The 24,643-nt window shown below is 65.6% G+C and carries 24 protein-coding genes; 12 read left to right on the plus strand and 12 right to left on the minus strand.

The features are described 5' to 3' along the window. Window positions 1-16 precede the first annotated feature (16 nt). Both BLEFHOIH_RS14960 and BLEFHOIH_RS14965 read right to left on the minus strand, forming a co-directional pair. Entirely contained in the window at window positions 17-601 is a 585-nt protein-coding gene (locus BLEFHOIH_RS14960; RefSeq protein ID WP_088346809.1) for a TlpA disulfide reductase family protein, read from the minus strand. Between the two features lie 129 nt (window positions 602-730). Beyond that, window positions 731-1,189, minus strand: coding sequence for a VOC family protein (locus BLEFHOIH_RS14965; RefSeq protein WP_088346810.1), 459 nt, complete (start codon window positions 1,187-1,189; stop codon window positions 731-733). Between the two features lie 318 nt (window positions 1,190-1,507). Between BLEFHOIH_RS14965 and efeU the strand changes: the two genes are divergently transcribed. The 4 genes from efeU to efeO (BLEFHOIH_RS14985) are packed head-to-tail and all read left to right on the plus strand — an operon-like array spanning window position 1,508 to window position 5,725. Continuing rightward, the gene (gene efeU / locus BLEFHOIH_RS14970) at window positions 1,508-2,350 is read left to right on the plus strand and encodes an iron uptake transporter permease EfeU (RefSeq protein WP_088346812.1); all 843 of its coding nucleotides are present in this window, start codon (window positions 1,508-1,510) and stop codon (window positions 2,348-2,350) included. Between the two features lie 15 nt (window positions 2,351-2,365). Further along, window positions 2,366-3,556: an iron uptake system protein EfeO gene (efeO, locus tag BLEFHOIH_RS14975; protein ID WP_088346814.1), complete on the plus strand. Its 1,191-nt coding sequence runs from the start codon at window positions 2,366-2,368 to the stop codon at window positions 3,554-3,556. 13 nt (window positions 3,557-3,569) lie between these two features. After that, window positions 3,570-4,886: an iron uptake transporter deferrochelatase/peroxidase subunit gene (gene efeB, locus BLEFHOIH_RS14980; RefSeq protein WP_088346815.1), complete on the plus strand. Its 1,317-nt coding sequence runs from the start codon at window positions 3,570-3,572 to the stop codon at window positions 4,884-4,886. A gap of 11 nt (window positions 4,887-4,897) precedes the next feature. Next, complete coding sequence (efeO, locus tag BLEFHOIH_RS14985) at window positions 4,898-5,725, plus strand: iron uptake system protein EfeO (protein ID WP_088346816.1); 828 nt, start codon at window positions 4,898-4,900, stop codon at window positions 5,723-5,725. Between the two features lie 512 nt (window positions 5,726-6,237). Here efeO (BLEFHOIH_RS14985) and BLEFHOIH_RS14990 read toward each other — a convergent pair. From BLEFHOIH_RS14990 to BLEFHOIH_RS15000, 3 genes are all read right to left on the minus strand, one after another. Beyond that, the gene (locus tag BLEFHOIH_RS14990; protein WP_245297021.1) at window positions 6,238-6,678 is read right to left on the minus strand and encodes a cupin domain-containing protein; all 441 of its coding nucleotides are present in this window, start codon (window positions 6,676-6,678) and stop codon (window positions 6,238-6,240) included. 141 nt (window positions 6,679-6,819) lie between these two features. After that, window positions 6,820-7,533 (minus strand): DUF1345 domain-containing protein, encoded by a 714-nt coding sequence (locus BLEFHOIH_RS14995; RefSeq protein ID WP_245297022.1) that lies wholly within the window; start codon window positions 7,531-7,533, stop codon window positions 6,820-6,822. 120 nt (window positions 7,534-7,653) lie between these two features. Continuing rightward, on the minus strand, window positions 7,654-9,792 hold the full coding sequence (locus BLEFHOIH_RS15000; protein ID WP_088346818.1) for a transglycosylase domain-containing protein: 2,139 nt from the start codon (window positions 9,790-9,792) through the stop codon (window positions 7,654-7,656). A gap of 231 nt (window positions 9,793-10,023) precedes the next feature. Between BLEFHOIH_RS15000 and BLEFHOIH_RS15005 the strand changes: the two genes are divergently transcribed. The 6 genes from BLEFHOIH_RS15005 to BLEFHOIH_RS15030 all read left to right on the plus strand — a co-directional run bounded on the left by BLEFHOIH_RS15005 (window position 10,024) and on the right by BLEFHOIH_RS15030 (window position 16,828). Then, complete coding sequence (locus BLEFHOIH_RS15005; RefSeq protein WP_088346862.1) at window positions 10,024-10,932, plus strand: LysR family transcriptional regulator; 909 nt, start codon at window positions 10,024-10,026, stop codon at window positions 10,930-10,932. 125 nt (window positions 10,933-11,057) lie between these two features. Further along, window positions 11,058-12,218: an ABC transporter substrate-binding protein gene (locus BLEFHOIH_RS15010; RefSeq protein ID WP_088346819.1), complete on the plus strand. Its 1,161-nt coding sequence runs from the start codon at window positions 11,058-11,060 to the stop codon at window positions 12,216-12,218. A gap of 408 nt (window positions 12,219-12,626) precedes the next feature. Continuing rightward, entirely contained in the window at window positions 12,627-13,616 is a 990-nt protein-coding gene (locus BLEFHOIH_RS15015; RefSeq protein ID WP_088346820.1) for an ABC transporter ATP-binding protein, read from the plus strand. After that, window positions 13,613-14,575 carry an ABC transporter permease gene (locus tag BLEFHOIH_RS15020; protein ID WP_170937169.1) on the plus strand — a complete coding sequence of 321 codons (963 nt, stop codon included), beginning with the start codon at window positions 13,613-13,615 and terminating at the stop codon, window positions 14,573-14,575. The genes BLEFHOIH_RS15015 and BLEFHOIH_RS15020 overlap by 4 nt, the downstream gene beginning before the upstream one ends. Beyond that, window positions 14,565-15,380: an ABC transporter permease gene (locus tag BLEFHOIH_RS15025; protein ID WP_088346821.1), complete on the plus strand. Its 816-nt coding sequence runs from the start codon at window positions 14,565-14,567 to the stop codon at window positions 15,378-15,380. Before BLEFHOIH_RS15020 ends, BLEFHOIH_RS15025 begins: the two co-directional genes overlap by 11 nt. A 20-nt stretch (window positions 15,381-15,400) precedes the next feature. Further along, complete coding sequence (locus BLEFHOIH_RS15030) at window positions 15,401-16,828, plus strand: gamma-aminobutyraldehyde dehydrogenase (protein WP_088346822.1); 1,428 nt, start codon at window positions 15,401-15,403, stop codon at window positions 16,826-16,828. Between the two features lie 134 nt (window positions 16,829-16,962). Here the strand turns inward: BLEFHOIH_RS15030 and BLEFHOIH_RS15035 are convergent, their stop codons facing one another. From BLEFHOIH_RS15035 to BLEFHOIH_RS15055, 5 genes are read right to left on the minus strand one after another with little or no spacing between them, the layout of a single operon-like run. Beyond that, the gene (locus BLEFHOIH_RS15035) at window positions 16,963-17,679 is read right to left on the minus strand and encodes an ABC transporter ATP-binding protein (protein ID WP_088346823.1); all 717 of its coding nucleotides are present in this window, start codon (window positions 17,677-17,679) and stop codon (window positions 16,963-16,965) included. After that, the gene (locus BLEFHOIH_RS15040; RefSeq protein ID WP_088346824.1) at window positions 17,660-18,424 is read right to left on the minus strand and encodes an ABC transporter ATP-binding protein; all 765 of its coding nucleotides are present in this window, start codon (window positions 18,422-18,424) and stop codon (window positions 17,660-17,662) included. The genes BLEFHOIH_RS15035 and BLEFHOIH_RS15040 overlap by 20 nt, the downstream gene beginning before the upstream one ends. After that, window positions 18,421-19,413 carry a branched-chain amino acid ABC transporter permease gene (locus tag BLEFHOIH_RS15045; protein WP_088346825.1) on the minus strand — a complete coding sequence of 331 codons (993 nt, stop codon included), beginning with the start codon at window positions 19,411-19,413 and terminating at the stop codon, window positions 18,421-18,423. The genes BLEFHOIH_RS15040 and BLEFHOIH_RS15045 overlap by 4 nt, the downstream gene beginning before the upstream one ends. Beyond that, window positions 19,410-20,282 (minus strand): branched-chain amino acid ABC transporter permease, encoded by an 873-nt coding sequence (locus BLEFHOIH_RS15050; protein WP_088346826.1) that lies wholly within the window; start codon window positions 20,280-20,282, stop codon window positions 19,410-19,412. The genes BLEFHOIH_RS15045 and BLEFHOIH_RS15050 overlap by 4 nt, the downstream gene beginning before the upstream one ends. 37 nt (window positions 20,283-20,319) lie before the next feature. Continuing rightward, window positions 20,320-21,495: an ABC transporter substrate-binding protein gene (locus BLEFHOIH_RS15055; protein ID WP_088346864.1), complete on the minus strand. Its 1,176-nt coding sequence runs from the start codon at window positions 21,493-21,495 to the stop codon at window positions 20,320-20,322. Between the two features lie 160 nt (window positions 21,496-21,655). Between BLEFHOIH_RS15055 and BLEFHOIH_RS15060 the strand changes: the two genes are divergently transcribed. Then, complete coding sequence (locus BLEFHOIH_RS15060) at window positions 21,656-22,459, plus strand: IclR family transcriptional regulator C-terminal domain-containing protein (protein ID WP_088346827.1); 804 nt, start codon at window positions 21,656-21,658, stop codon at window positions 22,457-22,459. A 49-nt stretch (window positions 22,460-22,508) separates the two neighbouring features. Here the strand turns inward: BLEFHOIH_RS15060 and BLEFHOIH_RS15065 are convergent, their stop codons facing one another. Together BLEFHOIH_RS15065 and BLEFHOIH_RS15070 are read right to left on the minus strand one after the other, a co-directional pair. Beyond that, window positions 22,509-22,913 (minus strand): DUF3775 domain-containing protein, encoded by a 405-nt coding sequence (locus tag BLEFHOIH_RS15065; RefSeq protein ID WP_088346828.1) that lies wholly within the window; start codon window positions 22,911-22,913, stop codon window positions 22,509-22,511. A gap of 55 nt (window positions 22,914-22,968) precedes the next feature. Next, complete coding sequence (locus BLEFHOIH_RS15070; protein WP_088346865.1) at window positions 22,969-23,631, minus strand: uracil-DNA glycosylase; 663 nt, start codon at window positions 23,629-23,631, stop codon at window positions 22,969-22,971. A gap of 284 nt (window positions 23,632-23,915) precedes the next feature. Between BLEFHOIH_RS15070 and BLEFHOIH_RS15075 the strand changes: the two genes are divergently transcribed. Then, entirely contained in the window at window positions 23,916-24,470 is a 555-nt protein-coding gene (locus BLEFHOIH_RS15075) for a thioredoxin domain-containing protein (RefSeq protein ID WP_210191619.1), read from the plus strand. Window positions 24,471-24,643: the final 173 nt, after the last annotated feature.

The raw sequence follows: 24,643 nt of genomic DNA on the forward strand, positions 1-24,643 counted from the left end.
GAAATGGGGTTTTCGGTCAATCGGTTGCGCTCGCGGCGACGCCGTCGAGCTTGGCCAGGATATCGGCGCGCATCCAGTCGAGGTCACCCTCGACATAGAGTCGCGGCGTCAGTTTCGCGTCCAGCACAAAGGTGGTCGGCAGACCGTAGACGCCCCAGGACTTAGTGACGCTGCGGTCGCCGTCGAGCAGCACCGGAAACGGCACCGGCGCCGTCGAAAGGAAGCGGCGGACGCGGTCCGGGACTTCGCCGACATCGATGGCGAGAATGGTGAAGGGCCGCCCGGCCCGGCGCTCGGCGAGCCGCGCCAGCGAGGCGAGTTCGGGGCGGCAGGGCGCGCAATAGGTGGCGAAGAAATGCACCAGGACGGTTTTGCCGGCATGGTCTGCGAGATCGGCCGTGGCGCCATCGAGCACGGGCAGCCTGAGCGGCGGCTTATTGCCTTCGGTCCAGGGTTGTAGTTGATTGTTGGACAGCGCCTGGGTGTCTTCGGCGGCGGGGTTTAAGCCGGTTTCCGCACGGCTCGCCAAAGATACGGAAAAGGCGGCGAGCCCGGAAATCAGGGCGATCCGGCCAATGCGCCGTGCAGGCGATGCGCGCATGCTTGCGCTGCGATGTGAGCCCCGACCCTCGGGAGCGCCGAATTTTGTCATATTCCATTTCAGAGCTAGCACAAAACGCCGCCGAATCAAAGCGAGGCCGCTTGCCTCGGCGGCGATGGGCAGGCTCGCTCAAGCGTCGGGGTGGCCGGCGCCGTAGGTCATGGCTTCGAGCTTCATGCCGTCCGGGTCGCGGAAGTAGACGGCGTAATAATCCTCGTAATATTCGCCCGCCGGATCGACGATCTCGGCGCCCATGTCATGCAGGAAGCTTTGCAGATTGTCGATATCCTGCCGGCCGCGCAACTCGAAGGCATAATGGTGGAAGCCGACATCGCCCTCATGGAATTTGCGCGCGCCGGGCTTTGCCGCTGCGATCCAGAAGCGGGTGACGTCGTTCCGCCAGCCCATCATGTCGGCATATTCGTCCATGACGTCGAAACCGAGAAATTCGAACAGGCGGCTGTAGAACTGCTTGGACTTTTTATAGTCGCCCACGCGGATCACCATGTGGTCGACAGCGACCACCTTGGCCTTGGCGTCGGTCTTGGGCTTATGCGCCGTGCGGGGCCGCTTGAGAGTATCGACCATGGATAGGCTCCTTTCGGTCGGATCATGAACGATCACTTAAATCTAAACGTCCGGGGGCTGCCGAAAGTGCCAAGAGAGGCGGCAATTCGGCCATCCGCCTTCGCCAATCGGACGCATGGCGCGGAGCGAGGGGAGCTGTTACGGGAAATGAATTCCCGAGTGCGCCGGTCAACATCTCGAAATGATTGAATAAAATCGGCCCGAACGCTCCTTAGAAACGTTCTAAATGATTGTTATTGCTTCATTTTTTAGAAAGCAGATAATGCAGCCGGCCGCCCTCGAAGGTCGAAGAATCTCCGCTTCAAGAAGTTGGGTCTGATGCTGGTTCCGTTCCTGATCATGCTGCGTGAAGGCGTCGAAGCGGCGCTCATCGTCGGCATCGTCGCGAGCTATCTCGCGCAGACGGGACGCGGCGCCTGGATGCCCGCCGTCTGGATCGGGATTTTCCTCGCCATCGCGCTGTCGCTGTTCGTCGGCGCGGGGCTGCAATTGGTGAGCGCGCAATTTCCGCAGAAGGCCCAGGAGCTGTTCGAGGCTGTTGTCGGCATCATCGCCGTCTTCGTGCTGACCTCGATGGTGCTCTGGATGCGGCGCGCGGCGCGCACGATCAAATCGGAGCTGCACGCTTCGATCGATCACGCGCTGGTGGACAGTCCGCATCATGGCCTCGCCCTGGTCGGCATGGTGTTCTTCGCCGTGGCGCGCGAAGGGCTGGAATCGGTGTTCTTCCTGCTCGCCGTCTTCCAGCAAAGCGCCGACGTCTACGCTCCGCTCGGCGCGCTGCTCGGCGTGCTGCTCGCCGCCGCGATCGGCTACGGCATCTATGCGGGCGGCATCCGGCTCGACCTTCGCCGCTTCTTCCTCTGGACCGGCATCTTCATCCTCGTCGTCGCGGCCGGGATTCTCGCGGGCACGTTGCGCAATCTGCACGAGGCGGGCGTCTGGAACGGACTGCAAGCCGTTGCCTTCGATCTCAGCGGCGTGCTGCCGGTCGACGGGGCGCTCGGCGCGCTGCTCTCGGGCATGTTCGGCTATCAGGACATCCCGACCGTGGGCGAAGTGATCGTCTATGTCGCCTTCCTGGCCGTCAGCCTCTTCCTGTTCCTGCGCCCCGCCAATGGGGGCGCGGCAGGCGTGGAACTTCCCCGCCCCGTCCATTGAGCGAAAGCGCCGCCGATGACGCAGCCGACCGCACACATCCCCAACGGTTTGCCATCGCAAGGCAGGATGCGGCTCGCCGTCGCCGGGGCAGCCATTCTCGCCATCGCGGGGCTGGCGGCGTTCTACTACGCTTCACGCAAGGTGCAACCCATCGCGGCGGCAAGCGGCCTGCTCGTCACCATCAATGACGAGACCTGCGTGCCGGGCGAGCTGACCGTGCCGGCGGGCCGCAACACGTTCCGCATCGTCAACGCCACCAACCGGGCGGTCGAGTGGGAGATCATCGACGGCGTCATGGTGCTGGAGGAGCGCGAGAACATCCTGCCCGGCTTCACCCAGACGGTGACGGCGAAGCTCCCGGCGGGGGAGTTCGAGATCACCTGCGGCCTGCTCAACCATCCGCGCGGCAAACTGCATGTCACGCCCTCGGCCGAGTCGGCCGCCGACGCCGCACGCCCGGCGCTGATCGCCTTCGTCGGACCGCTGGCGGAATATCAGGTCTATCTTGCTTTGCAGGGCAATGCGCTGCTGCGCGCGGTGCAGGCGCTCGACGCCGCGATCCAGGCGGGCGACCTCGCCCAGGCGCGCGCGCTCTATGCCGATACGCGCCGGCCCTACAAGCTGATCGAGCCGATGGCGGAGAGCTTTGCCGATCTCGACCACGCCATCGCTCCGGTCGCCGATTACCTGGAACAGCGCGAGGCCGACCCGGCCTTCACCGGCTTTCACCGCCTCGAATATGGGCTGTTCGCCAAGAACAGCACGGACGGGCTCGCCCCCGTCTCGACGAAGCTGGTCGCCGATGTGACGGCGCTGAAGGAGCGGCTGCGCAATCTGAAGCTGTCGCCCGAGCGGATGAATTCCGGCGGCGCGCGCCTGATCGCGGCCCTGGCGGAGACGCGAATCCCCGCGGGCGAGGAGCATTACGCGCAGACAGACCTCGCCGAATTCGAGGCCAATCTGGCCGGCGTCACCCGGATGATGCGGCTGATGCAGCCGGTCACGTCGAAGGCCGCGCCAGCGATCGTCGCCGAAATCGAGGCAAAGACCGTGTCGGTGGAGGCCGCGCTCGCCGCGATGAAGGGGCCGGACGGCTATCCGCCCTATGGCGAGGTCAGCGCGGAGTCGCGGCGCGGGCTGTCGCAGAAAATGCAGACGCTCGCGGGCGCCATCGGCAAGCTCAATGCGGCGGTGGGTTTGGAATGAGAAAGACACGGCCATGACCCAGGACATCGGCAAGAAGCGCGGTATCCTCACCGACAGGCGGCGCCTGCTGTTCGGCCTCGGCGCAGCGGGCGGCGCGATGGCGGCCGGATTGGGTGCCGCACGCGCCGACGATAGAACCGCCGGTCAGGTCACCGATGCCCCGGTCAGCGACCGGACGCAGCAGCGCCAGCCCTTTTACGGACGCCATCAAGCGGGCATCGTCACGCCGCGCCCCGAGCACGGCATGATCGCCAGTTTCGACGTGCTGGCGACCAGTCCCGCGGAGGTGAAGCGGCTGTTCAAGACGTTGACCGACCGCATCGCCTTCCTCATGCAGGGCGGCACGCCGCCCGCGCTCGACCCCGGCCTGCCCCCCGCCGATTCCGGCATCCTCGGCCCGGTGATCCCACCGGACAATCTGACCATTACGGTCTCGCTCGGCAGTTCCTTCTTCGAACAGCGCGACTGGCTGGCGGACCACAAGCCCTTGCGCCTCGTGCGCATGACGCGCTTCCCCAATGACGCGCTCGAAGCCGCCCGCTGCCATGGCGACCTCTCGCTGCAAATCAGCTCCAATTCGCAGGACACCAATATCCATGCCCTGCGCGACATCCTGAAAAACCTGCCGGACCTGATGGTGCTGCGCTGGAAGCAGGAAGGCTCGGTCCCCGCCCTCCCGGCCAAACCGGACGGCACCCGCGAGAGCGCCCGCAATTTCCTCGGCTTCCGCGACGGCTCGGCCAATCCGGATGGCGGCAACGCCCCGCTCATGGACCGCATCGTCTGGATCCAGGAGGGCGGCCGGGAGCCCGGCTGGGCGGCGGGCGGCACCTATCAGGCGGTCCGCATCATCCGCAATTTCGTTGAGCGCTGGGACCGGACGCCGCTCGGCGAGCAGGAGCGCATCATCGGCCGGATGAAGGCGACCGGCGCCCCCTTCGACGGCCGCACCGAGGACGACGTGCCCGACTATGCCGCCGATCCGGCCGGGATGGTGACGCCGCTCGACGCCCATATCCGCCTCGCCAATCCGCGCGTCGCCGAGACGCAGGCCAACCTGATGCTGCGGCGGCCGTTCAACTATTCGAACGGCGTGACCAAATCCGGCCAGCTCGAGCAGGGCCTGCTCTTCATCGCCTATCAGGCCGATCTGGAAAAAGGCTTCATCGCCGTTCAGACGCGGCTCTCCGGCGAACCGCTCGAGGAATATATCAAGCCGATTGGCGGCGGCTATTTTTTCACCCTGCCGGGCCCAGTGGACAAAGCTGATTTTCTGGGCAGGACCCTGCTTGAAGCGGCGGGGCAAGCCGTGTCCGGCCTCAAACCCTAAGGAGACGACCCATGCATTTCCGACGCTATTTCAGCTTGAGCGCTTTCGCTCTGGCCGCCGCCGCGGGGAGCGGCCTGGCCCTTGCCGCGGTGTCGCCGCTCGACCTGGTCAAGCCGGTTGCCGATTATAAGATTTACGTCTCCGAAAAGCTCGAGACGCTGCTCACCGACACCAAGGCGTTCACCTCCGCCGTCAAGGCCGGCGACGTCGCCAAGGCCAAGGCGCTGTTCGCCCCGACGCGGATGAGCTACGAGGCCATCGAGCCCATCGCCGAACTGTTCTCCGATCTCGACGCCTCGATCGACTCGCGCGCCGACGACCACGAGAAGGCCGAGAAGGACCCCGGCTTCACCGGCTTCCACCGCATCGAATTCCAGCTCTTTTCCGAGAACAGCACCGAGGGCATGGCGCCCTTCGCCGACAAGCTGTTGGCCGACGTCACCGAGCTGAACAAGCGCATCACCGACCTGACCCTGCCGCCGGAGAAAGTCGTCGGCGGCGCGGCGGCGCTGATGGAAGAGGTCGCGGCGACCAAGATTTCCGGCGAGGAGGACCGCTACAGCCACACCGACCTGTGGGACTTCAAGGCCAATTTCGACGGCTCGAAGAAAATCTTCGACCTGGTCCGCCCGCTGATCGAGAGCGGCGACGGCGCCTTCGTCACCAAGGTCGCCGGCAATTTCACCACGGTCGACACGACGCTCGCCAAATACAAGTCCGGCAGCGGCTATGAATTGTACGACAAGCTGTCGGAGGATGACCGCAAGGTGCTCGCCGCCGCCGTCAACACCCTGGCCGAGGACCTGTCCACCCTGCGCGGCAAGCTCGGGCTGAACTAGCGCGGGCTCGCAGAGACCCGAATCGGCCGCGATTTTCGCCCGCGAAGTCGCCGCAGCTAGCTAGCCCTCTCCCATGGGGAGAGGGCGGCTTGCTAAGCGTGCCGGGTGAGGGGATAAAGCCTCTCCGTGTGGCGACGTCTTGCCTTACCCGATAGGGATTACCCCCTCACCCCAACCCTCTCCCCATGGGAGAGGGAGCTTGGCTGCGGCTTGAGGCATTCCGCCGGTTCCGGCTGAGCCGATCCCGCTCCACACGGATTTCCGCCGCCGCCCCGTCCGGGACGATGCGTTGCGCGCCCATAAAAGCCGGGGCCTACTTACCTTACCGCGAGGAAGAGAGAGCGGAGAGGCGAGTAGGCCCCGTTCGGCCTGATGGCCGTCCGGTACGACGCCCTGGGGAGGACAGGGCGCCCCCCGCCCGGAGGCGAGGGTGTGCAAGACCCGGATTCCCGCTTCTGCGGGAACAGCAAGAAGCCGGCTGCGCGTAAGGCGCAGGGAGCCCGTCCGCAGCGCTACTTCTTGATCTCGACATTGCCCTGGCCCTTTTCGACCTGATCGATGACCAGCAGTTTCACCGTCTCATTGCCCTGAGTCGCGGCGTGGTGCCATTGTCCAAGCGATTCAACGATGAAGTCGCCCGGCTTGAAGGTTTCGACCTTGCCGGTCTCGTCATTGGTGACCTGGAGCTGCCCGGCCAGCATGTAGCCGTAGCGCTGGTACTTGTGCCGGTGCTCGGGCAGCGCGGCGCCGGGCGCGATTTCGAGCGTCGTCACGACGAGCTGCGCCGATTGCGGCAGGACGATCGGCTGGCCGCTGACCGTGACATCCGTCGAAATCACCGGCGTCGAGACGACCTTCTGGCCCTCCGGTGAAAGCCGCATCGGGCCGTGCCCGCCCGCCACGAATGTCAGACCCGGCAGAATCAGGCTGCCGCAAACTAAAGCTGTGACCAAGGCAACTGCTCTCATTTCAACGCTCCCTCATGGGATGGCCGCCGATCGTCCATCCTGCTGCCGTCACGATTGTCAGGCGTCCGCTTCATCGCAATTTCGGCCATGCCTCATTGCGTTACGATCGTAATTCACGCCTGCGACCTAATGGGCGTCGGGCAGGCTGGCCGCGATATTCACCGCGAGCGCGAGCACGGCGGTGTTGAAGAAGAAGGCGATCACCGAGTGCAGCGTCACCAGGCGACGCAGATTGTGGGATGAAATCGAAGTGTCCGAGGTCTGCGAGGCGGCCCCGATCGACATCGAAAAATACAGAAAATCCCAATAGTCCGGCACCTCGCATTGCGGGAAGATCAGGCCGTGCTTGGCGTCGCTGTTCGGGCCGGGCGCGTAATATTCATGCGCGTAATGCAAGGCGAATGCCGTCTGCGTGACGGTCCAGGACAGCACGATGGTCAGGATGGCGAGGCCGGTCAGCACGGTCTTCTCGGTCCCTTCCAGGTGCTTGACGTGGCCGACGAGCTGCGCGATGGCGACGAAGCTGGCGCAGATGCTGAGCAGGATGAGCGACAGGATCACGAGGCGGCTGTCGTCATGCTGCGCGGCGCGCGACTTGATCTGGGCTGCGCCGGATTTGTAGATTAGCCAGAAGGCAAAGATCAGATAGACCAGCCCGAAAATGTCCCAGGAGATCGAGGCCCGCACCGTGCCGGGCCACTCGCCGGGACAGAACACGAAGGCGGCGGTGCCCGCGCCGGCCGCGAACCAGACGCGCGGCCTGATCCGGATCGACTCCCACAGCGACATGGGATGATACCAGCCTCTGGCTATTGCCTTGGCCACGTCTTTCTGGGGCATCGAAGCGGCCTCCATCGTCTCGCAATCTGACTTGGGCCGGATAATGCGCTCTGTCGAGACTGTTTTAGGTAAAATTTTCGCGCGGACAAGCGCATCGCCCGGCTCGGGAGCAAGACCCGCCTAGTCCATGGAGAAGAGCGAGTCGAAGAAGCTGCGCTGCGAATTGCGCCGCTCGCGCCGTTCGCGGCGGTCCTCCCTGCGGTCGCGGTCGCGGCGGACTTCGCGCCGCTCGGCCCGGCGCGATGTCACCGGGCCGTCGCGCTCGCGCGGCCGGAACTCGGTCGCGAAGCTGCCTGCCCGCTTGGCTGCCTTGCGCGGCGCGACCGGCTGCACCGCGACATAGGTCGCCAGCGAGGCCAGCTTCAATGATGGCGCGACGGCGGCGGCGGGGCGCGCCTCGAAAGCGGCGATCTGCGGCAGCTTCTTCTCGAAGCGCGTATCGGCCTTCATCGCGTCGCGCATGAAGGCCGACCAGATTTGCGCGGGCAGGCTGCCGCCAGTGACGCCCCGCATCGGCGTGTCGTCATCATTGCCGACCCAGACGCCGACGACCAGGTTGCCGGCAAAGCCGATGAACCAGGCGTCGCGGAATTCCTGGCTGGTCCCGGTCTTGCCGTAGGCGGGGATCGGCAGGCGGGCGGCGCGGCCGGAGCCGAAATTGACCACCGAGGCCATCAATTCGCGCATGGTTTCGGCGCCGGCGAGTTTCCATGCCCCGGAGCCTTTGGGCGGGATGCCGCCGCCGGCGGCGGGCCGAATGTCGAGCCCGGCGACGCCCCAGGGCTTCACCGGATAGGCGCCCGCTGCAATGGCGGCATAGGCGGATGTCATTTCCAGCAGCGACACCTCGGACGTGCCGAGCGGCAGGCTCGGATTGGCGACCAGCGGCGAGTTGATACCGAGATTATGAGCCGTGGCGATGACCGCCTGACGGCCCACCGCCTCGGACAGTTTAACCGCGACCGTGTTGACCGAAGCCGTGTATGCCTGCGTCAGAGTGAGGTAGCCGCTATAGCCGCCGCCGAAATTCTTCGGCTCCCAGCCGTCGATTTTGATCGGCTCGTCGGCCATGACCATGTCGGGGCGCGCGCCCGCCTGCATCGCCGTCAGATAGACGAAGGTCTTGAAGGAGGAGCCCGGCTGCCGCCGCGCCTGCACCGCCCGGTTGAACTGGCTGGTCTGCCAGTCCTTGCCGCCGAGCATGGCGACGACGCGCCCGTCCGTGCGCATGGCGATCAGCCCGGCCTGCCCGGCATTCAGCTTCGGACCCTGCTTGTCGAGCACGCCATGCACCGCCTTCTCGGCGATGCGCTGCAAGCCCGGCTCGAAGGTGGTGTGGACCTGGATCGGCTTGCGGGAATGGCGGTCGCTCATTTCCGTTTGCATACCGTCGGCCAGCCAGTCGGCGAAATAGGCGCCGAACTCATGGCCCCGGCCCGGATCGAGCCATGCGGGTTCGAGATCGACCAGCTTGGCGGCGTCGAGCCTTCCGTCCTGCACCATGGCGCGGATCACCCGCGAGGCGTCGATGCGGGCATCGTCCAGATTGTTGCTGAGCCGGGTCGGCGAGCGCAGCAGCGCCACCATCAGCGCCGCTTCCGAGATGTTCAGCTCGCCCACGGGCTTGTCGAAGAAATGCCGTGCGGCGGCGCGCAGGCCAAAGCAGCCCTCGCCGAAATAGACGCTGCTGAGATAGCGCTCGAGAATCTGGTCCTTGGTCAGGTGCATTTCGAGCCAGAGTGCCACCAGTGCCTCCTCGACCTTGCGCTGCATGGTGGTGGCGCTGGAGAGATAGGAGATCTTGACGAGCTGCTGGGTGATGGTGCTGCCGCCCTGGCGCACCGAGCCCGCTTCGTAATTGCGCTTGGCGGCGCGGATGATGCCCTTGGGATCGATGCCGAAATGCCGGTAGAAGCGGCGGTCTTCCATCGCCAGCACGGCGTCGACCACATGCGGCGGCAATTCCGCCAGCTTCACCGGCTCGGCGACGCATTCACCGCGCTCGGCGAATTGCTGGCCGTCGGCGCCGATCAGCACCAGCGGCCGCTTGACGGCGGCGCGCAGCGTCTGCTCGATCGGATAATCATCGCGCGGCGTGATCTTCAGCGTGACGACGATCGCCAGCAGGCCGAAACTCATGATCGTCAGCGTATTGGCGAGGCCGGATAAGGAGCCGAAACGCCGCAAGCGCTGGCTGGGTTGGAGCAGCGCGATGAGCGCCGGGGGAAATGCGCGCGGAAGCCCGTTTGATACGTTCATTCACCACACCCGTTACTCCCCCGTCCACCCAACACACCAATCATGGCTTGGTTGCGCGGGCTCTGGCCGGAAGGTGCCCGACAGGTAAAGCGCTGTCCCCGTCTGGGTCTCGGCGAGGGCCGCTGTAAAGCGGGCGTTCATCATGCCAGCTTGACGGCGGCGGGTTTTGCGGAGCACCTTGGCTTGGTCCCGCGCGGGGCCCTGCACGGCAGCCGGACCGGTCGGGGATCGATGCCTTTCACGCTCAGACAGCTACAATATTTCGTTGCGGTGGCGCAGAAGGGGTCGGTATCGGGCGCCGCTCAATCGCTGTCGATCTCGCAATCCTCGGTGACGGAGGCGGTCAAGGAGCTGGAGGCCGATCTCGGCGTCGCTCTGTTCGAGCGCCATTCGCGCGGGCTGAACATCACCTATAAGGGCCATCAATTCCTGCGCCACGCCAAGGCGATCCTGGGCAATGTCTCCGACGCCCGCCGCGCCTTCAGCGAGACCGACGAGCGGCCGTCGGGGACGCTCAATCTCGGCGTGACATCGCTCGTCGCGGGCTATTTCCTCTCCGACGTGCTTTCGCGCTTCCGCCGCGCCTATCCGGGCGTCACCGTGAAGGCCATCGAGGATAATGGCGAGTATCTGGAGCACCTTCTGGTCGGCGGCGAACTCGACGTCGCCATCATGGTGGTGTCGGCGCTGAGCGACCGCATGGCGCTGCAGAGCGAGATCCTGGAAGTCTCGCCTTATCGCCTCTGGCTGCCGCTCGGCCACCGGCTGGAGACGGCGGAAAGCATCGAGCTGGCCGATCTGGCGAGCGAGCCGATGATCGTGCTGACCGTCGAGGAGATCGAGACGGCGACGGCGAAACTGCTCAGCGCCCTCGGGGCGCGCCCGCCGGTCGCCTTCCGCACGCGCTCGGTGGAATCGGTCCGCAGCCTCGTCGCGACCGGCGCCGGCATCGCCATCCTGCCGGACCTGATCTACCGCCCCTGGTCGCTGGAAGGCGACCGCATCGAATCCCGCGATGTCTCGGGCGCGCTGCCGGTGATCCAGGTCGGCATCGTCTGGCGGCGCGGCCTGTCGCCGAAGCGGACGGCGCAGGATTTCATCAGCCTCGCCAAGTCCCGGCGCGTCAGCCGCACGCGCTGACGCTATCGGAAAAACCGATATCACTTTTCTGTGAAAAGCATTTGTGGCCGAGCGGCCCGGCGCGCAAGCTTATGCCCGGCAAAGCATGAGCGAAATTGGCGGCGATTTCATAAAGGAGGCTTGCGATGCAGCGTTTTCTGGCGGCCTGTTCGGCCCTCTCTCTCCTGATGGCGCAGACGGCGGCGACCCAAGCGGCGGGCATGGTGGAAAAGCTCGGCAAGGGCGAGGGGCAGGTCAATATCGTCGCCTGGCCCGGCTATATCGAGCGCGGCGAAACCGACAAGGCTTATGACTGGGTGACCAAGTTCGAGGCCGCGACCGGCTGCAAGGTGCAGGTCAAGACCGCCAACACCTCGGACGAAATGGTCGCCTTAATGAACGAAGGCGGCTTCGACCTCGTCACCGCCTCGGGCGACGCCTCGCTGCGGCTGATCGCGGGCAAGCGCGTGCAGCCGGTGAACATCAAGCTGGTGCCGAGCTGGGACAAGATCGATCCCCGGCTGAAGGACGCGCCCTGGCACACTGCGGGCGGGGTCCATTACGGCGTCCCCTATATGTGGGGCCCGAACGTGCTGATGTATAATACCGAGGTCTTCAAGGAAGCGCCCAAGAGCTGGAACGTCGTGTTCGAGCCGATGGATCTGCCCGACGGGAAGCCGAATAAGGGGCGCGTGCAGGCCTATGACGGGCCGATCCATGTGGCGGACGCCGCCAATTACCTGATGACGAAGAAGCCTGAGCTGGGCATCAAGAATCCGTATGAGCTGAACGAGGATCAGTACAAGGCGGCGCTGGATTTGCTTCGGGTGCAGCGCACGCTGGTCGGCCGCTACTGGCACGACGCCATGATCCAGGTCGACGATTTCAAGAACGAGGGTGTGGTGGCGTCGGGGTCGTGGCCATTCCAGGTCAACCTGCTGCAGAGCGAGAAGGCGAAGATCGCGTCGACCATTCCGGCGGAAGGCGCGACCGGCTGGGCCGACACGACGATGATGCATGTCGACGCCGCCAATCCGAACTGCGCCTATCTCTGGATGGAGCATACGCTGTCCTCGAATTTGCAGAGCGACCTGTCCGTCTGGTTCGGCGCCAATCCGAGCGTGCCCGCGGCTTGCACTAACAAGAGCGGCATGCAGACGGCGGAAGGCTGCACCACCAACGGCATGGATGACTTCGCCAAGATCAAATTCTGGACGACGCCCGTCGCCAAATGCGCGACGCAGACCGCGTGCGTGCCGTATTACCGCTGGGTGTCGGACTATATCGGCGTCATCGGGGGGCGGTGAGCGGGCAGCGCCCGGCTTGGATGCTCACGGAATCTCCACCTCGTCGTCCCGGACGCCGCGAAGCGGTGAGCCGGGGCCCACTCGCCGATCTGCTAGCACTGCGGCAAGCGGCGATGCGAGTAGGCCCCGGCTCTGACGGCCGGGGCGACGAGGAGGAGAAATCTCGGCTAAGCCCATCGCCAACCGATCGCCATGAATATGACGGACCAACAACGGGCACGGAGCACTCCCTCTCCCATGGGGAGAGGGTTGGGGTGAGGGGGTAATGCCTCTCCGTGAGACGATGCCTCGCCAAACGGATAGGACACACCCCCTCACCCGGCGCTTCGCGCCACCCTCTCCCCATGGGAGAGGGAAGAAGCGGCGCTTCCCGTACGATGCACTGCGCCCCCCAACAGACGGATTGCCATGACGACAGCCGTCCTCTTTGCCAAGGTCTCGCGCCATTTCGGGGCGGTGAAGGCCGTGGACGGCGTCGATCTCGCCATCCGCGAGGGCGAGTTCTTCGCCATGCTCGGCCCCTCCGGCTCCGGCAAGACCACCTGTTTGCGCCTGATCGCCGGCTTCGAGCAGCCGACCGCCGGCCACATCGAAATCTTCGGCGAAACCGCCGAAGGCGTGCCGCCCTACCGGCGCAACGTCAACACCGTGTTCCAGGACTACGCGCTCTTCCCGCATATGAACGTCCTCGACAACGTCGCCTACGGGCTGATGATCCGGGGCATCGGCAAGGCCGAGCGTCACAGCGCGGCCGAAGACGCCCTCACCCTGGTCCAGCTCCCCAGCTACGGAGCGCGCCGCCCGAACCAGCTCTCCGGCGGGCAGCGCCAGCGCGTCGCCCTCGCCCGCGCGCTGATCAACAAGCCGAAGGTCCTGCTGCTCGACGAACCGCTCGGCGCGCTGGACTTAAAGCTGCGCGAATCCATGCAGGAGGAGCTGAAAGCGCTGCAAAAGCGCCTCGGCATCACCTTCGTCTTCGTCACCCACGACCAGAGCGAGGCGCTGTCCATGGCCGACCGCGTCGCCGTCTTCGACCATGGCCGCATCATGCAGCTCGGCTCGCCGCAGGACATCTATCAGCGGCCCGCCTCGCGTTTCGTCGCCGATTTCGTCGGCTCGTCCAACGTGCTGCCGCCCGATTTCGCCAACAAGACCAGCGGGCGCTATGGCTGGGCGAGCCTGCGCCCCGAGGCCATCCGCATCGTCGGCGCGGGCGGCTACGAGGCGCGCGTCACCGCGTCGGGCTATCTCGGCGGGCTGACCCGGCTCGGCCTCGACCTCTACGGCCAGAAGCTGGTCGCGCTGGTGCCGTCGAACGGCGCCGTGCCGAAGGAGGGCGACAGCATCCGCGTCGCCTGGACGCCCGCCGACCTGCATCTGATGGAGGACGAGTTTTGACCGCGACCTCCGCGACCGAATCGACACTCGCCATCCAGCCGCCGCGCGAAGGCCTCACGGGCGCGCTCTCCGACCTGCTCTGGCGCCGCCCCGGCCTGCTGCTGGCCCTGATGCTGACGCCGCCCGTCCTGTGGCTCGGCATCATCTATCTCGGCTCGCTGTTTGCGCTGCTGGCGCAGAGCTTCTTCTCCATCGACGAGTTCTCCGGCCTGATCGATTATCAGCCGACGCTGAAAACCTATGGCGAGCTGTTCCAGCCCTCCAATCTCGACATCATCCTGCGCACCGTGCTGATGGCCGCGATCGTCACCATCGCCGCCGCCATCGTCGGCTTCCCCATCGCCTATTACGCGGCCCGCTATGCGCAAGGGCGCTGGAAGGCGCTGTTCTATGTCGGCGTGCTGTTGCCGCTGTGGTCGAGCTACCTCGTCAAAATCTACGCCTGGAAGCTGATCCTGGCCAAGGAAGGCATCCTCACCTGGGTCTTCGGCAAGCTCTATCTCGGCTGGCTGCTCGACGCCTGGCTGTCGCTGCCCGTCATCGGCGGCAATTCGCTGTCGGTCAGCTATACCGGCACGTTCCTGGTCTTCCTCTATGTCTGGCTGCCCTTCATGATCCTGCCGACCAAGGCGGCGCTGGAGCGCGTGCCGGTCAGTCTGCTGGAAGCCTCCTCCGACCTCGGCGCGACGCCTGCGCAAACCTTCCGCACGGTGCTATTCCCACTCGCCCTGCCCGGCATCGTCGCCGGCTCGATCTTCACCTTCTCGCTGACGCTCGGCGACTACATCATCCCGCAGATCGTCGGCTCGTCGCGGCTGTTCATCGGGCAGGCGGTCTACGCGCATCAGGGCACCGCCGGCAACATCCCGCTGGCCGCCGCCTTCACGGTAGTGCCAATCGTCATCATGGGCCTCTATCTCTGGATGGCCCGGCGGATGGGGGCCTTCGATGCGCTCTGACCGCCAGAACCGCGCGCCGCTCGCACTGAAGATCGCCGCCGGGGCCGGGCTGCTCTTCCTGCACCTGCCGATCTTGCTGATCTTCGTCTATGCCTTCACCACCGAGGACAAGAGCTACCAATGGCCGCCGCCCGGCTTCACGCTCAAATGGTTCGCGGTGACGTGGAACCGGCCGGATGTCTGGGACGCACTCTGGCTCTCCCTGCGTGTCGCCACGATTTCCACGGCCATCGCGCTGGTGCTCGGCACGCTCTGCGCCGCCGCCGTCTCGCAGACGCGCTTCTTCGGCCGTGAGACGATCTCGCTGCTCGTCATCCTGCCCATCGCTCTCCCAGGCATCATTACCGGCATCGCGCTGCGCTCGGCCTTCAACATCGCCGAAATCCCGTTTTCCGTCTGGACCATCATCCTCGGCCACGCGACCTTCTGCGTCGTCGTCGTCTACAACAACGCCGTCGCCCGCTTCCGGCGGCTCTCCGGCTCGCTGCTCGAAGCCTCGGCCGACCTCGGCGCGAACGGCTTTCAGACGCTGCGCTACATCATCCTGCCGAACATGGGCACGGCGCTGCTGGCAGGCGGAATGCTCGCTTTCGCCCTGTCCTTCGACGAGGTCATCGTCACCACCTTCACCGCCGGACAGCAGGCGACCCTGCCGATCTGGATGCTCGAGGAACTCGTCCGCCCGCGCCAGCGCCCGGTGACGAACGTCGTCGCCATGGTGGTGGTGCTGGTGACGCTCCTGCCGATACTCGGCGCCTATTACCTCACCCGCGACGGCGATCAGGTCGCCGGCCAGGGCAAATGATTTCAGCCAAGGAGGAAGACATGGATACGCAGATGCTGATCGGCGCGGCCTTCGAGGCCGGAACGGAGACGGCGGAAAACGTCCTCAATCCGAGAAGCGGCGAGAGCATCGCCCTGCTGCCCGAGGCCTCGCAAGCCCAGATCGACCGCGCGGTGGATGCGGCGACGGCGGCGTTTGCGGGTTGGTCGCGCACGACGCCCGCCCAGCGCTCGGCGGCGCTGCTGAAGATCGCGGACCGGATCGACGCCGAGGCGGAGGGCTTTGCCGCGCTCGAAGCGTTGAACTGCGGCAAGCCGATCAACAATGTGCGCAACGACGAGATGCCCGCGATTTCCGATTGCTTTCGGTTCTTTGCGGGTGCGGTGCGCTGCGTGCCGGGAAGCGCGGCGGGCGAATATCTGCCGGGCTTCACCTCGATGATCCGGCGCGACGCCATCGGCGTGGTGGCGTCGATTGCGCCCTGGAACTATCCGCTGATGATGATGGCGTGGAAGCTGGCGCCGGCGATTGCGGGCGGCAACGCCATCGTGTTCAAGCCGTCCGAGCAGACGCCGTTGACCGCGCTGAAGCTGGCGAAGATTTTGGCCGATGTGCTGCCGGAGGGCGTGGTGAATGTCGTGCTCGGGCGCGGCGAGAGCGTCGGCAATGCGCTGATCAACCACCCGAAGGTGGACATGATCTCCATCACCGGCGACGTCGCGACGGGCAAGAAGGTGCTGCAGGCCGCGGCGAAAAGCGTCAAGCGCACGCATCTGGAGCTCGGCGGCAAGGCGCCGGTGATCGTGTTCGACGATGCCGATCTTGAGGCGGTGGTCGCGGGGCTTCGGGCCTTCGGCTACTACAATGCGGGGCAGGATTGCACGGCGGCCTGCCGCATCTATGCCGGGCCGAAGATCTACGAAAATCTGGTCGCCGACCTCTCCTCGGCGGTGTCGACCATCGCCTATGCGCGCGCGGACGACGCCGAGAACGAGATCGGCCCGCTGATCTCGCAACGCCAGCGCGACCGCGTCGCCAGCTTCGTGCAGCGCGCCGTCGAGCAGAGCCACATGCAGGTGACGACCGGCGGCAAGGTGCATGAAGGCGGCGGGTTTTTCTACCAGCCGACGGTGATTGCGGGGGCCTTGCAGTCCGATGAGATCGTGCGCCGCGAAGTGTTCGGCCCGGTGGTGTCGGTGACGCGGTTCACCGATGCGGACGAGGCGGTCGCCTGGGCGAATGACTCGGACTATGGGCTGGCCTCGTCGGTGTGGACACGGGATGTATCCAAGGCGATGTCGGTCGCGGCGCGGCTGCGTTACGGCTGCACCTGGATCAACACGCATTTCATGCTGGTCAACGAGATGCCCCATGGCGGGCTGAAGCAGTCCGGCTACGGCAAGGACATGTCGCTCTACGCGCTGGAGGATTACACCGCGCTGCGGCATGTGATGGTCGCGCACGGATAGCCCATTTCCGTCGTCCCGGAAGCCGCGCAGCGGCTGTCCGGGATCCATTGGCTTATCCGCAAGCACTTCGGCAAGAGGGGATGTGATTGGACCCCGGCTCTTACGGCCGGGGCGATGCTGAGAGGAGGCGGCCGTCAGTGTAGCGCGCCGACGCCGATGTAGCGTTCGATCAGGGTGTGGTCGTCGCGGAGGGTGTCGCTGGTGCCGGTCCAGGCGATGCGGCCGCGTTCGAGGATGACCACCCGCTCGGCGAAGTTCAGCGCGCTGTCCAGGCGTTGCTCGACGAACAGGATCGTCATCTCGCCGCTATCGGCTAGGCGCGTCAGCACGGCCATCAGCTCGTCGCAGATGACAGGGGCGAGGCCTTCCAGCGGCTCGTCCAGGAGCAGCACTGAGGGCCGCCCCAAAATCGTGCGCGCGGTGGACAGCATCTGCTGCTCGCCGCCGGACAATTGCCAGCCGAGGTTCCGCCGCCGCTCCGCCAGACGCGGGAACATCGCATAAGCCTCGGCGATCGCCGAACGCGGGCGCTCCTTCAGGCCGACGAACAGGTTCTCCTCGACCGTCAGCGACTTGAACACCTCGCGCGCCTGCGGCACCAGCCCCAGTCCGGCAATCGCCCGCGCAGTGGCGTTCATCGCCGTCACATCCGCCCCGCCGACCCTGATCTCCCCGCCCGTGCGCTTCGTCAGCCCCATCAGCGCCATGAGCAGCGTCGTCTTGCCCATGCCGTTGCGGCCGAGCACGGACAAGCGCCCGCCCGCCGGCACCGAAAACGACACATCCTCCAAAATCACCGTCGGCCCGTAGCCCGCGCTCAGGCCCAAAACTTCAAGCGACGCGGCTGGCATGGGCATAGCTCCCCAGATAGGCTTCGCGCACGCGCGGGTCGGCTGCGGCGGCGTCCGGCGCGCCGGTGAAGACGATCTCGCCGCCGTTCAGCACCACCACTTTGCGCGCAAAGCGGAACACCAGATCCATGTCGTGCTCGATCAGCAGCACGGCCAGATCCGACGACAGCCGCGCCAGCGCCGCCTCGATGCGCGGCGTCTCGCTAGATGGCACACCGGCGGCGGGCTCGTCGAGCAGCAGCACGCGCGGGCGCAGCGCCAGGGCAATCGCGATCTCCAAGAGCCGCTGCTGGCCATAGGCGATCTCCGCGACCGGGCGATGCGCGACTTCGGTCAGCCCCAGCGTGGACAGAATGTCAGCCGCCTCGAACTCAATCGCCGGATCGTGGCCGAAGCGCTCAAGAATGCGCGTCGCCCTGCCCTTGCGCTGCAAGATCGTCAGCGTGACATGCTCGTCCGGCGTCATCTCGCTGAACAGGCGCGTCACCTGGAAGGTCCGCACCAGCCCTTTGCGCACGCGCGCGACATCGCTCAGCCGCGTCACGTCCTCGCCGCCGAAAAATACCTGCCCGCTATCCGGCCGCAACTGCCCGGTGACCAGATTGACCAGCGTCGTCTTGCCCGCACCGTTCGGCCCGATCAGCGCGACGCGGTCGCCGGGGACGAGGTCGAGCGAGACGTCGCGCGTCACCTTGAGGCCGCCGAACTGCTTGCTCAGGTGCTCAATGCGGAACAGCGCGCTCATGGCCGCCCCCGCCAGCGGGCGACGGCGTCCGTCATCACCCCGTAGAGGCCGCGCGGCGCGAACAGCACCACCGCGATAAGCATCACGCCGACCAGCGTCATCCAGTGGAACGGGTTGATCGCGGACACTTCGTGCTCGACGCCGAGAAAGATCACCGTGCCGATCAGCGCGCCGTAGAGCGAGCCGAAGCCGCCGAGCACTAGCATCACCAGCGCATTGGCGGAGAGTTCGAAGCTGACGCTGTCGAGGCCGACCACCTGCGTCGCGATCGCGCCGAGCGCGCCGCCCATCCCGGCGACCGCCCCCGAGAGTGCGAACATCTTGATCAGCGTCGGCCGCACCCCGATGCCCATGGCGCGGATGCGCAGCGGGTCTTCCTTGATGCCCCGGCAGGTCATGCCGAAGGGCGAGCGCACGACGAAGGACAGCGCCGCGAACACCAAAAGCAGAAGGCCAAGGCCGGCAAAGAAGGCCGTCTTGCCGTAGAGGTCGAAGGCGAAAAGCCCAAATAGCGGTCCGGGCGCGATGCCGTATAGCCCATCGCTGCCGCCGGTGATCGAGGCCGCCTTGTTCGCCATCTCGTGGAAAAGCTGCACGAAGGCGATGGACAGCACGAGTTGCGGCAGACCATGCGCACGCAGCAGCACCGCCCCCATCAGCAGCCCCGCGACGCCGCCCGCCAGCGCGCCGACGGCGATCAGCGCGACCGGATCGGTCAGTCCGTTCACCGCCGCGATCCCCGCCGCATAGGCCCCTGCGCCATAAAGCGCGCTCTGACCCAAGGTGGCGATGCCGCAATAGCCGATCAGCAGGTCGAGCGAGAGGACGAGCAAAGCAATCGAAATGATGCGCGTCAGAAAGGCGAGGCTGTCGGGGAACAGCACATAGCCCGCGCCGCCCGCCAGGGCGATGGCGGCGAGGCCGATCACATCGCGCGGCCAGCGGCGACCCGAAGCGGCCAGCGGGCGGGTTTCCGACAATACACTCACCCTCGCGCCTGCTCCCGTCCCAACAGGCCGCGCGGAAAGGCGCAGACGATGACGATGACGGCGAGATAGAAGAAGAAATTGCCGAAATCGGGGAAGAGATAGCGCCCCGTCGTATCGACCGCGCCGAGCAGCAGGCAGGCGGCCAGCGCACCGGAAATCGAGCCCGCGCCGCCGACCGAGACCACCACCAGAAACGTCACCATGTAGCGCAACGCGTAATAGGGCTCGATGGGCAGGAACTCCGCGCCGACCACGCCGCCGAACGCCGCCAGCCCCATCGCCAGCGCGAAGGCGACGGCATAGACGAACTCCGTGCGCACGCCGAGCGCGCTGGTCATCGCCGCATTGTCGACCGCCGCGCGCAGCCGGATGCCGAAGGCGGTGCGCTCGATCAGCAGCCACAGACCGAGCGCCACGGCGAGGCCGCACACCATGACGAACAGCCGGTGCGCGGCGATGGTGCGGAAGCCGATATCGACCGGCCCGGACAGCGCGGCGGGCAGCGGAATGGTCTTCAGCGTCGGACCGAAGATGTAATTGGTGATGCCGATGATGCAGAAGGTGATGCCGATGGTCATCAGCACCTGGATGAGCTGCGGCTGGGCGTAGACGCGCCGGTAGAGGAAGCGCTCCAGCGGGATGGCGATGGCGATGGTGCCGATGATCGCCGCCAGCACCGCCGCCGCATAGCCGAGCCCCATGTCGCGCGCGACATAGGAGGCGATGTAGCCGCCGATCATGGCGAAGCCGCCATGGGCGAGATTGACCACCTGCATCAGGCCCATCGTCACCGACAGGCCGATGCAGATGATGAACAGCACCATGCCATAGGCGAAGGCGTCCACCGCGATGCTGAGAACCGTCTGCATGTCCGCCGCCTGCCGCTCGCGCCTTGCCGATCCGCGGCTACTTTACGAGACCGGGATCGGTTTGGCCCGGAAAACTCTCGATCTCTTTATTGATGTACTGGCCGCTGGCGTCCTTCGCCACCTCGCGCAGGTAGATGGTTTGCGTCACGTGCCGCGTCTTGGGGTCGATGGAGACCGGCCCGCGCGGGCTGATCCAGGCGAGGCCCTTCACCGCCTCGACGGCCTTGGCTGCGTCCTGCTTGCCGCCGGTCGCCTCGATCATCTTGCTGATGACGAACATGCCGTCATAGGCGCCGATGGCCGGGAACGACAGCTCGGCCGGATTGCCGATGGCCTTGCGGGCGGCCTCGACAAAAATCTTGTTTTCCGGCGAGTCATGCGAGACGGCGTAATGATAGCTGGTGACGAGGCCGAGCGCGCCGTCGCCGAGCGCGGGCAGATCGCTTTCCTGGGTGAGGTCGCCGGACGCCAGGAATTTGATGCCGGCGGCCTTCAGGCCGTTGTCGTTGTAGGCTTTGACGAAGCCGAGGGTCGGCGGGCCGGAGGGCAGGAAGGCGAAGACGGCATCGGCGCCCGAATCCTTCACGCGCTGCAGGATCGGGCTGAAATCGTTGGTCTGCATCGGCATCCGGATCGACTCCACCACCGTGCCGCCCGCCGCCGGAAACGCCTTTTTGAAGGCGTTTTCCGCATCGACGCCGGGGCCGTAATCGCTGACCACGGTGATGACCTTCCTGATGCCGCGCTCGATGGCGGCCTTGCCGAGCGGCGTCACCGTCTGCCAGAGCGTAAAGGAGGTGCGCACCACCAGCGGCGACTGCTCCATGATGGCCGACGTCGCGGCATTGAAGATCACCAGCGGCACATTGGCCTGGGTGAGGATGGGGGTGATGGCGAGCGCGTCGGGCGTAAAATAGACGCCGCCGAGATATTGCACCTTGTCCTTGACCACCAGTTCCTGGGCGATGGCGCGGGCCTGCTGCGGATTGGCCGTCGGCAGGTCGCGATAGATGATCTCGACCTCGTTGCCGCCGACGCTCTTGCCGTTCAGCGCCCGGTAAGCCTCGATGCCGGCCTGGAAATTCTTGCCCTGCAAGGCGAACGGACCGGAAAACGGCCCGATGATGCCGACCCGCACCGTTTCGGCGGCGGCGGCTCCGGCACCCAGCATTGCCAGCCCGAAGGCGGCGCACAAAACGCGTCTCGAAATCATGGACATCCCCTCCCCAAGGCCCGCTTTTACACTGCGGGCTCACCCAATGCCATTGATCATCCCGCGCTGACAGGATAGTGTGCGCGATGCGCACATATTCTTATTCTACGCACGAGTCTACGATGCGGCCTTTTACTGTCAAGCGCTATGGACAGGCCGCATGAAGGCTCTCACGCAGGAGACGCCCGGCGTGGAGGCCGGGGCAGGGCGAGGGGAATCCCGCGATTTCGTCGCCAGCCTGGAAAAGGGGCTGGCGGTCATCGAAGCCTTCGGCCCCGAGCATCAGCGGCTGACGCTGGCCGATGTGGCGCGGCGCACCGGCCTGACGCGCGCGGCGGCGCGGCGCTATCTGCTGACGCTGACGCAATTGCGCTATGCCGATTTCGACGGCCGCTTTTTCAGCCTCAGTCCGCGCATTCTGAGGCTCGGCTACGCCTATCTGTCGTCGACCCCGCTGCCAAGCCGGATTCAGCCCTTTTTGGAGGGCATCTCCGAGGAGACCGGCGAGTCGAGTTCGGCGGCGGTGATCGACGGCGACGACATCGTCTATATCGCCCGCTCGGCGACGAAGCGGATCATGTCGATCGGTCTCGGGGTGGGCAGCCGTTTGCCGATCTACTGCACCTCGCTCGGCCGAGCGCTGCTGGCCTATCTGCCGGAGGCGGAGCAGGCCGCCTATCTCGCCCGCGCCGACCTGACCGCGCGCACGCCGAAGACGGTGACGGGCATCGCCGCTTTGCAGCACGTGCTGCGGCAGGTGCGCGAGGACGGCTTCGCGATGGTCGACGAGGAACTGGAGCCGGGCTTGCGCTCGATCGCGGTGCCGGTGCTCGGGCCGGATGGCGGGGCGCGCTTTGCACTGAATATCGGCGCGCACGCGGCCTGGGTTTCAGCCGAGGACATGACAGTGCGTTTCCTGCCGGTGTTGCGAAAGGCCGGCGAGGCGTTGCGCGGGATTGTTTAGCCGCTAAGGGCGTGCTGTCTGCGCGCCCGGCTAAACACGTAGGCACGGCCTACAAAATGCCCTTCTCTGCGTCTTCGACGGAGACGCCGAGCTTGTCGAGGCCTTCTTCGAGATAGTCGGCGAGGAGGGGAATGCCAATCAGATAGTCTCCGGTGCGGCTGGCGCGCTCGGATTTGGCGGTCTCGATGGCATCGTCCAGCTCCTCCGGAGCAAACGATCCGCGACCGAGCCAGGCCAGCGCCACAAGGCTTGCCTGTTCGTCCCGGTTCAGGCCGCCGATAAACTCCTCCAACTCGCTGCGCGTTGAATCGTTGGAGAAATTCTCAAGAATCGTATCGCTGTCATCATCGCGGAAACCGAAGCGCATGGGATCTTCCCAGCTCCCGGTCTTGGCATCATATTCGCGTGCTCGAACGATGACGTGAGCGACTTTTGCCGTCGAGATTTCAAGCATGATTTTGTACTGACCCGAGGTTACGCAACAACACAAATTGGGCGATGCCGGGTCGTTAGTCTACATCGCTATTATTGGAAATTTCAAGGTAGGTTCGGACAGTCTTAAAAACCGTCTCAAACATCGACGGGGTCAACATACCAGTATTAGTGTTGTAGCGGGAGCAGTGATAGCTATCGAACAGGCGCACCGGGCTGCCGGGGACGGCATGGCTTGCACCATGGCGAAAGGGAAAAGCCGCTAATTTCAAACCCAAAGCCCGCAGCGTGCTGTCATGGGCGATGCGGCCGAGCACGACGATTGCCCGCAGCTTGGGCAAGACACCTATGCGCTGCGTTAAAAAATGGCGGCATATGTTGATTTCGGAGGGCTCCGGCTTGTTGGCGGGCGGGACGCAGCGCACGGCATTGGTAATCATGCAGCGCTGGAGGCGGAGGCCGTCGGCGGGCGTTTCCAGATATTCCCCTGACGCGAGGCCGAATTTGAGCAGGGTGCTGTAGAGAAGCTGCCCGGCATAATCGCCCGTAAAGGGGCGTCCGGTGCGATTGGCGCCGCGCAGGCCGGGCGCCAGGCCGACGATCAGAAGCTGAGCCTCCGCGTCGCCGAAAGACGGCACCGGTGCATTGAAGAAGTCGGGAAAGCTGGTGCGGTTGCTCTCCCTGAAGGCGGCGAGGCGCGGGCATAGGGGGCAGTCGCGGCTGGGTTCGGCGCATTCCATGGCGGGCAGAGCCTCAAGGCGCGGCGGCGCTGAGCCGCGGTTCCGACGGTCGAGCACTCCGTTGAAACGGGAATCGCCGCCCATGTCGAGCTTTCAATGCGGCGCCGCTCGCGCCGGATGCTTGCCGTAGACCCCAAGACAGTGACGGTCATCAGTGTTGCGGCGTCTTTCGCCCAGCATTCTTCCCCCTATCGTCCGGGCCGAGTGCGCGGCCTGCAGTGCATTTCGCCATGGGCCGGAATTGCCGCCGCTCTCGGACGTTTCCCCTCACAAGGCGCATCATCATGATCAGCGAGACCAACATGCTCACCTCTCCCGTCGCTCCGCGGGACCATGTCCTCGGGGCGCCCGAAGCTCCCGTGATCGTCGTCGAATATGGCGATTATGAATGCCAGTTCTGCGGGCAGGCCCATAAGGTAGTAAGCGAGCTCATGCGCTCGTTCGGCAAGCAGATGCGCTATGTCTACCGGCAGTTCCCGCTGACGGCCGTCCACCCGCACGCCCAGCAGGCGGCAGAGGCAGCCGAGGCCGCCGGCGCGCAGGACGATGTCTGGAAGATGCACGACATGCTCTACCGCCATCAGCGGGCGCTGGACATGCGCAGCCTCACGCGCCACGCCGCGCTGATCGGCCTCGACCTGCCGCGCTTCGCCAATGATCTCGCGCGCCATGTCCACGCTCCGCGCGTCCGCGAGGATTTCCTCAGCGGTCTGCGCAGCGGCGTCAACGGCACGCCGACCTTCTTCATCAACGGCTTCCGCCATAATGGGCCGTTCGACGTCAAAACGCTGGGGTCGGCCATCGAGGCCGCGATCGAAATGCCCGCCCACGCGCCCTGATGCGCGGCCAAGACGGCGTCAGCATTCGTTGAGGGTGCCATGCGATCCCCGGCAAAAGCTGACTGCCGTCAAGGCCGCCGCCGTGCGGATGCGCGCCAATTGCCGCCGGGGATTTGGCTCTAATCGGCCAGGTTGCTGGCGAAGTTTGCCCTGCTCGTTCCGCGCCAAAAATG

The organism is Rhodomicrobium sp. R_RK_3, from assembly GCF_002198715.1.
Lineage (GTDB): Bacteria > Pseudomonadota > Alphaproteobacteria > Rhizobiales > Rhodomicrobiaceae > R-RK-3.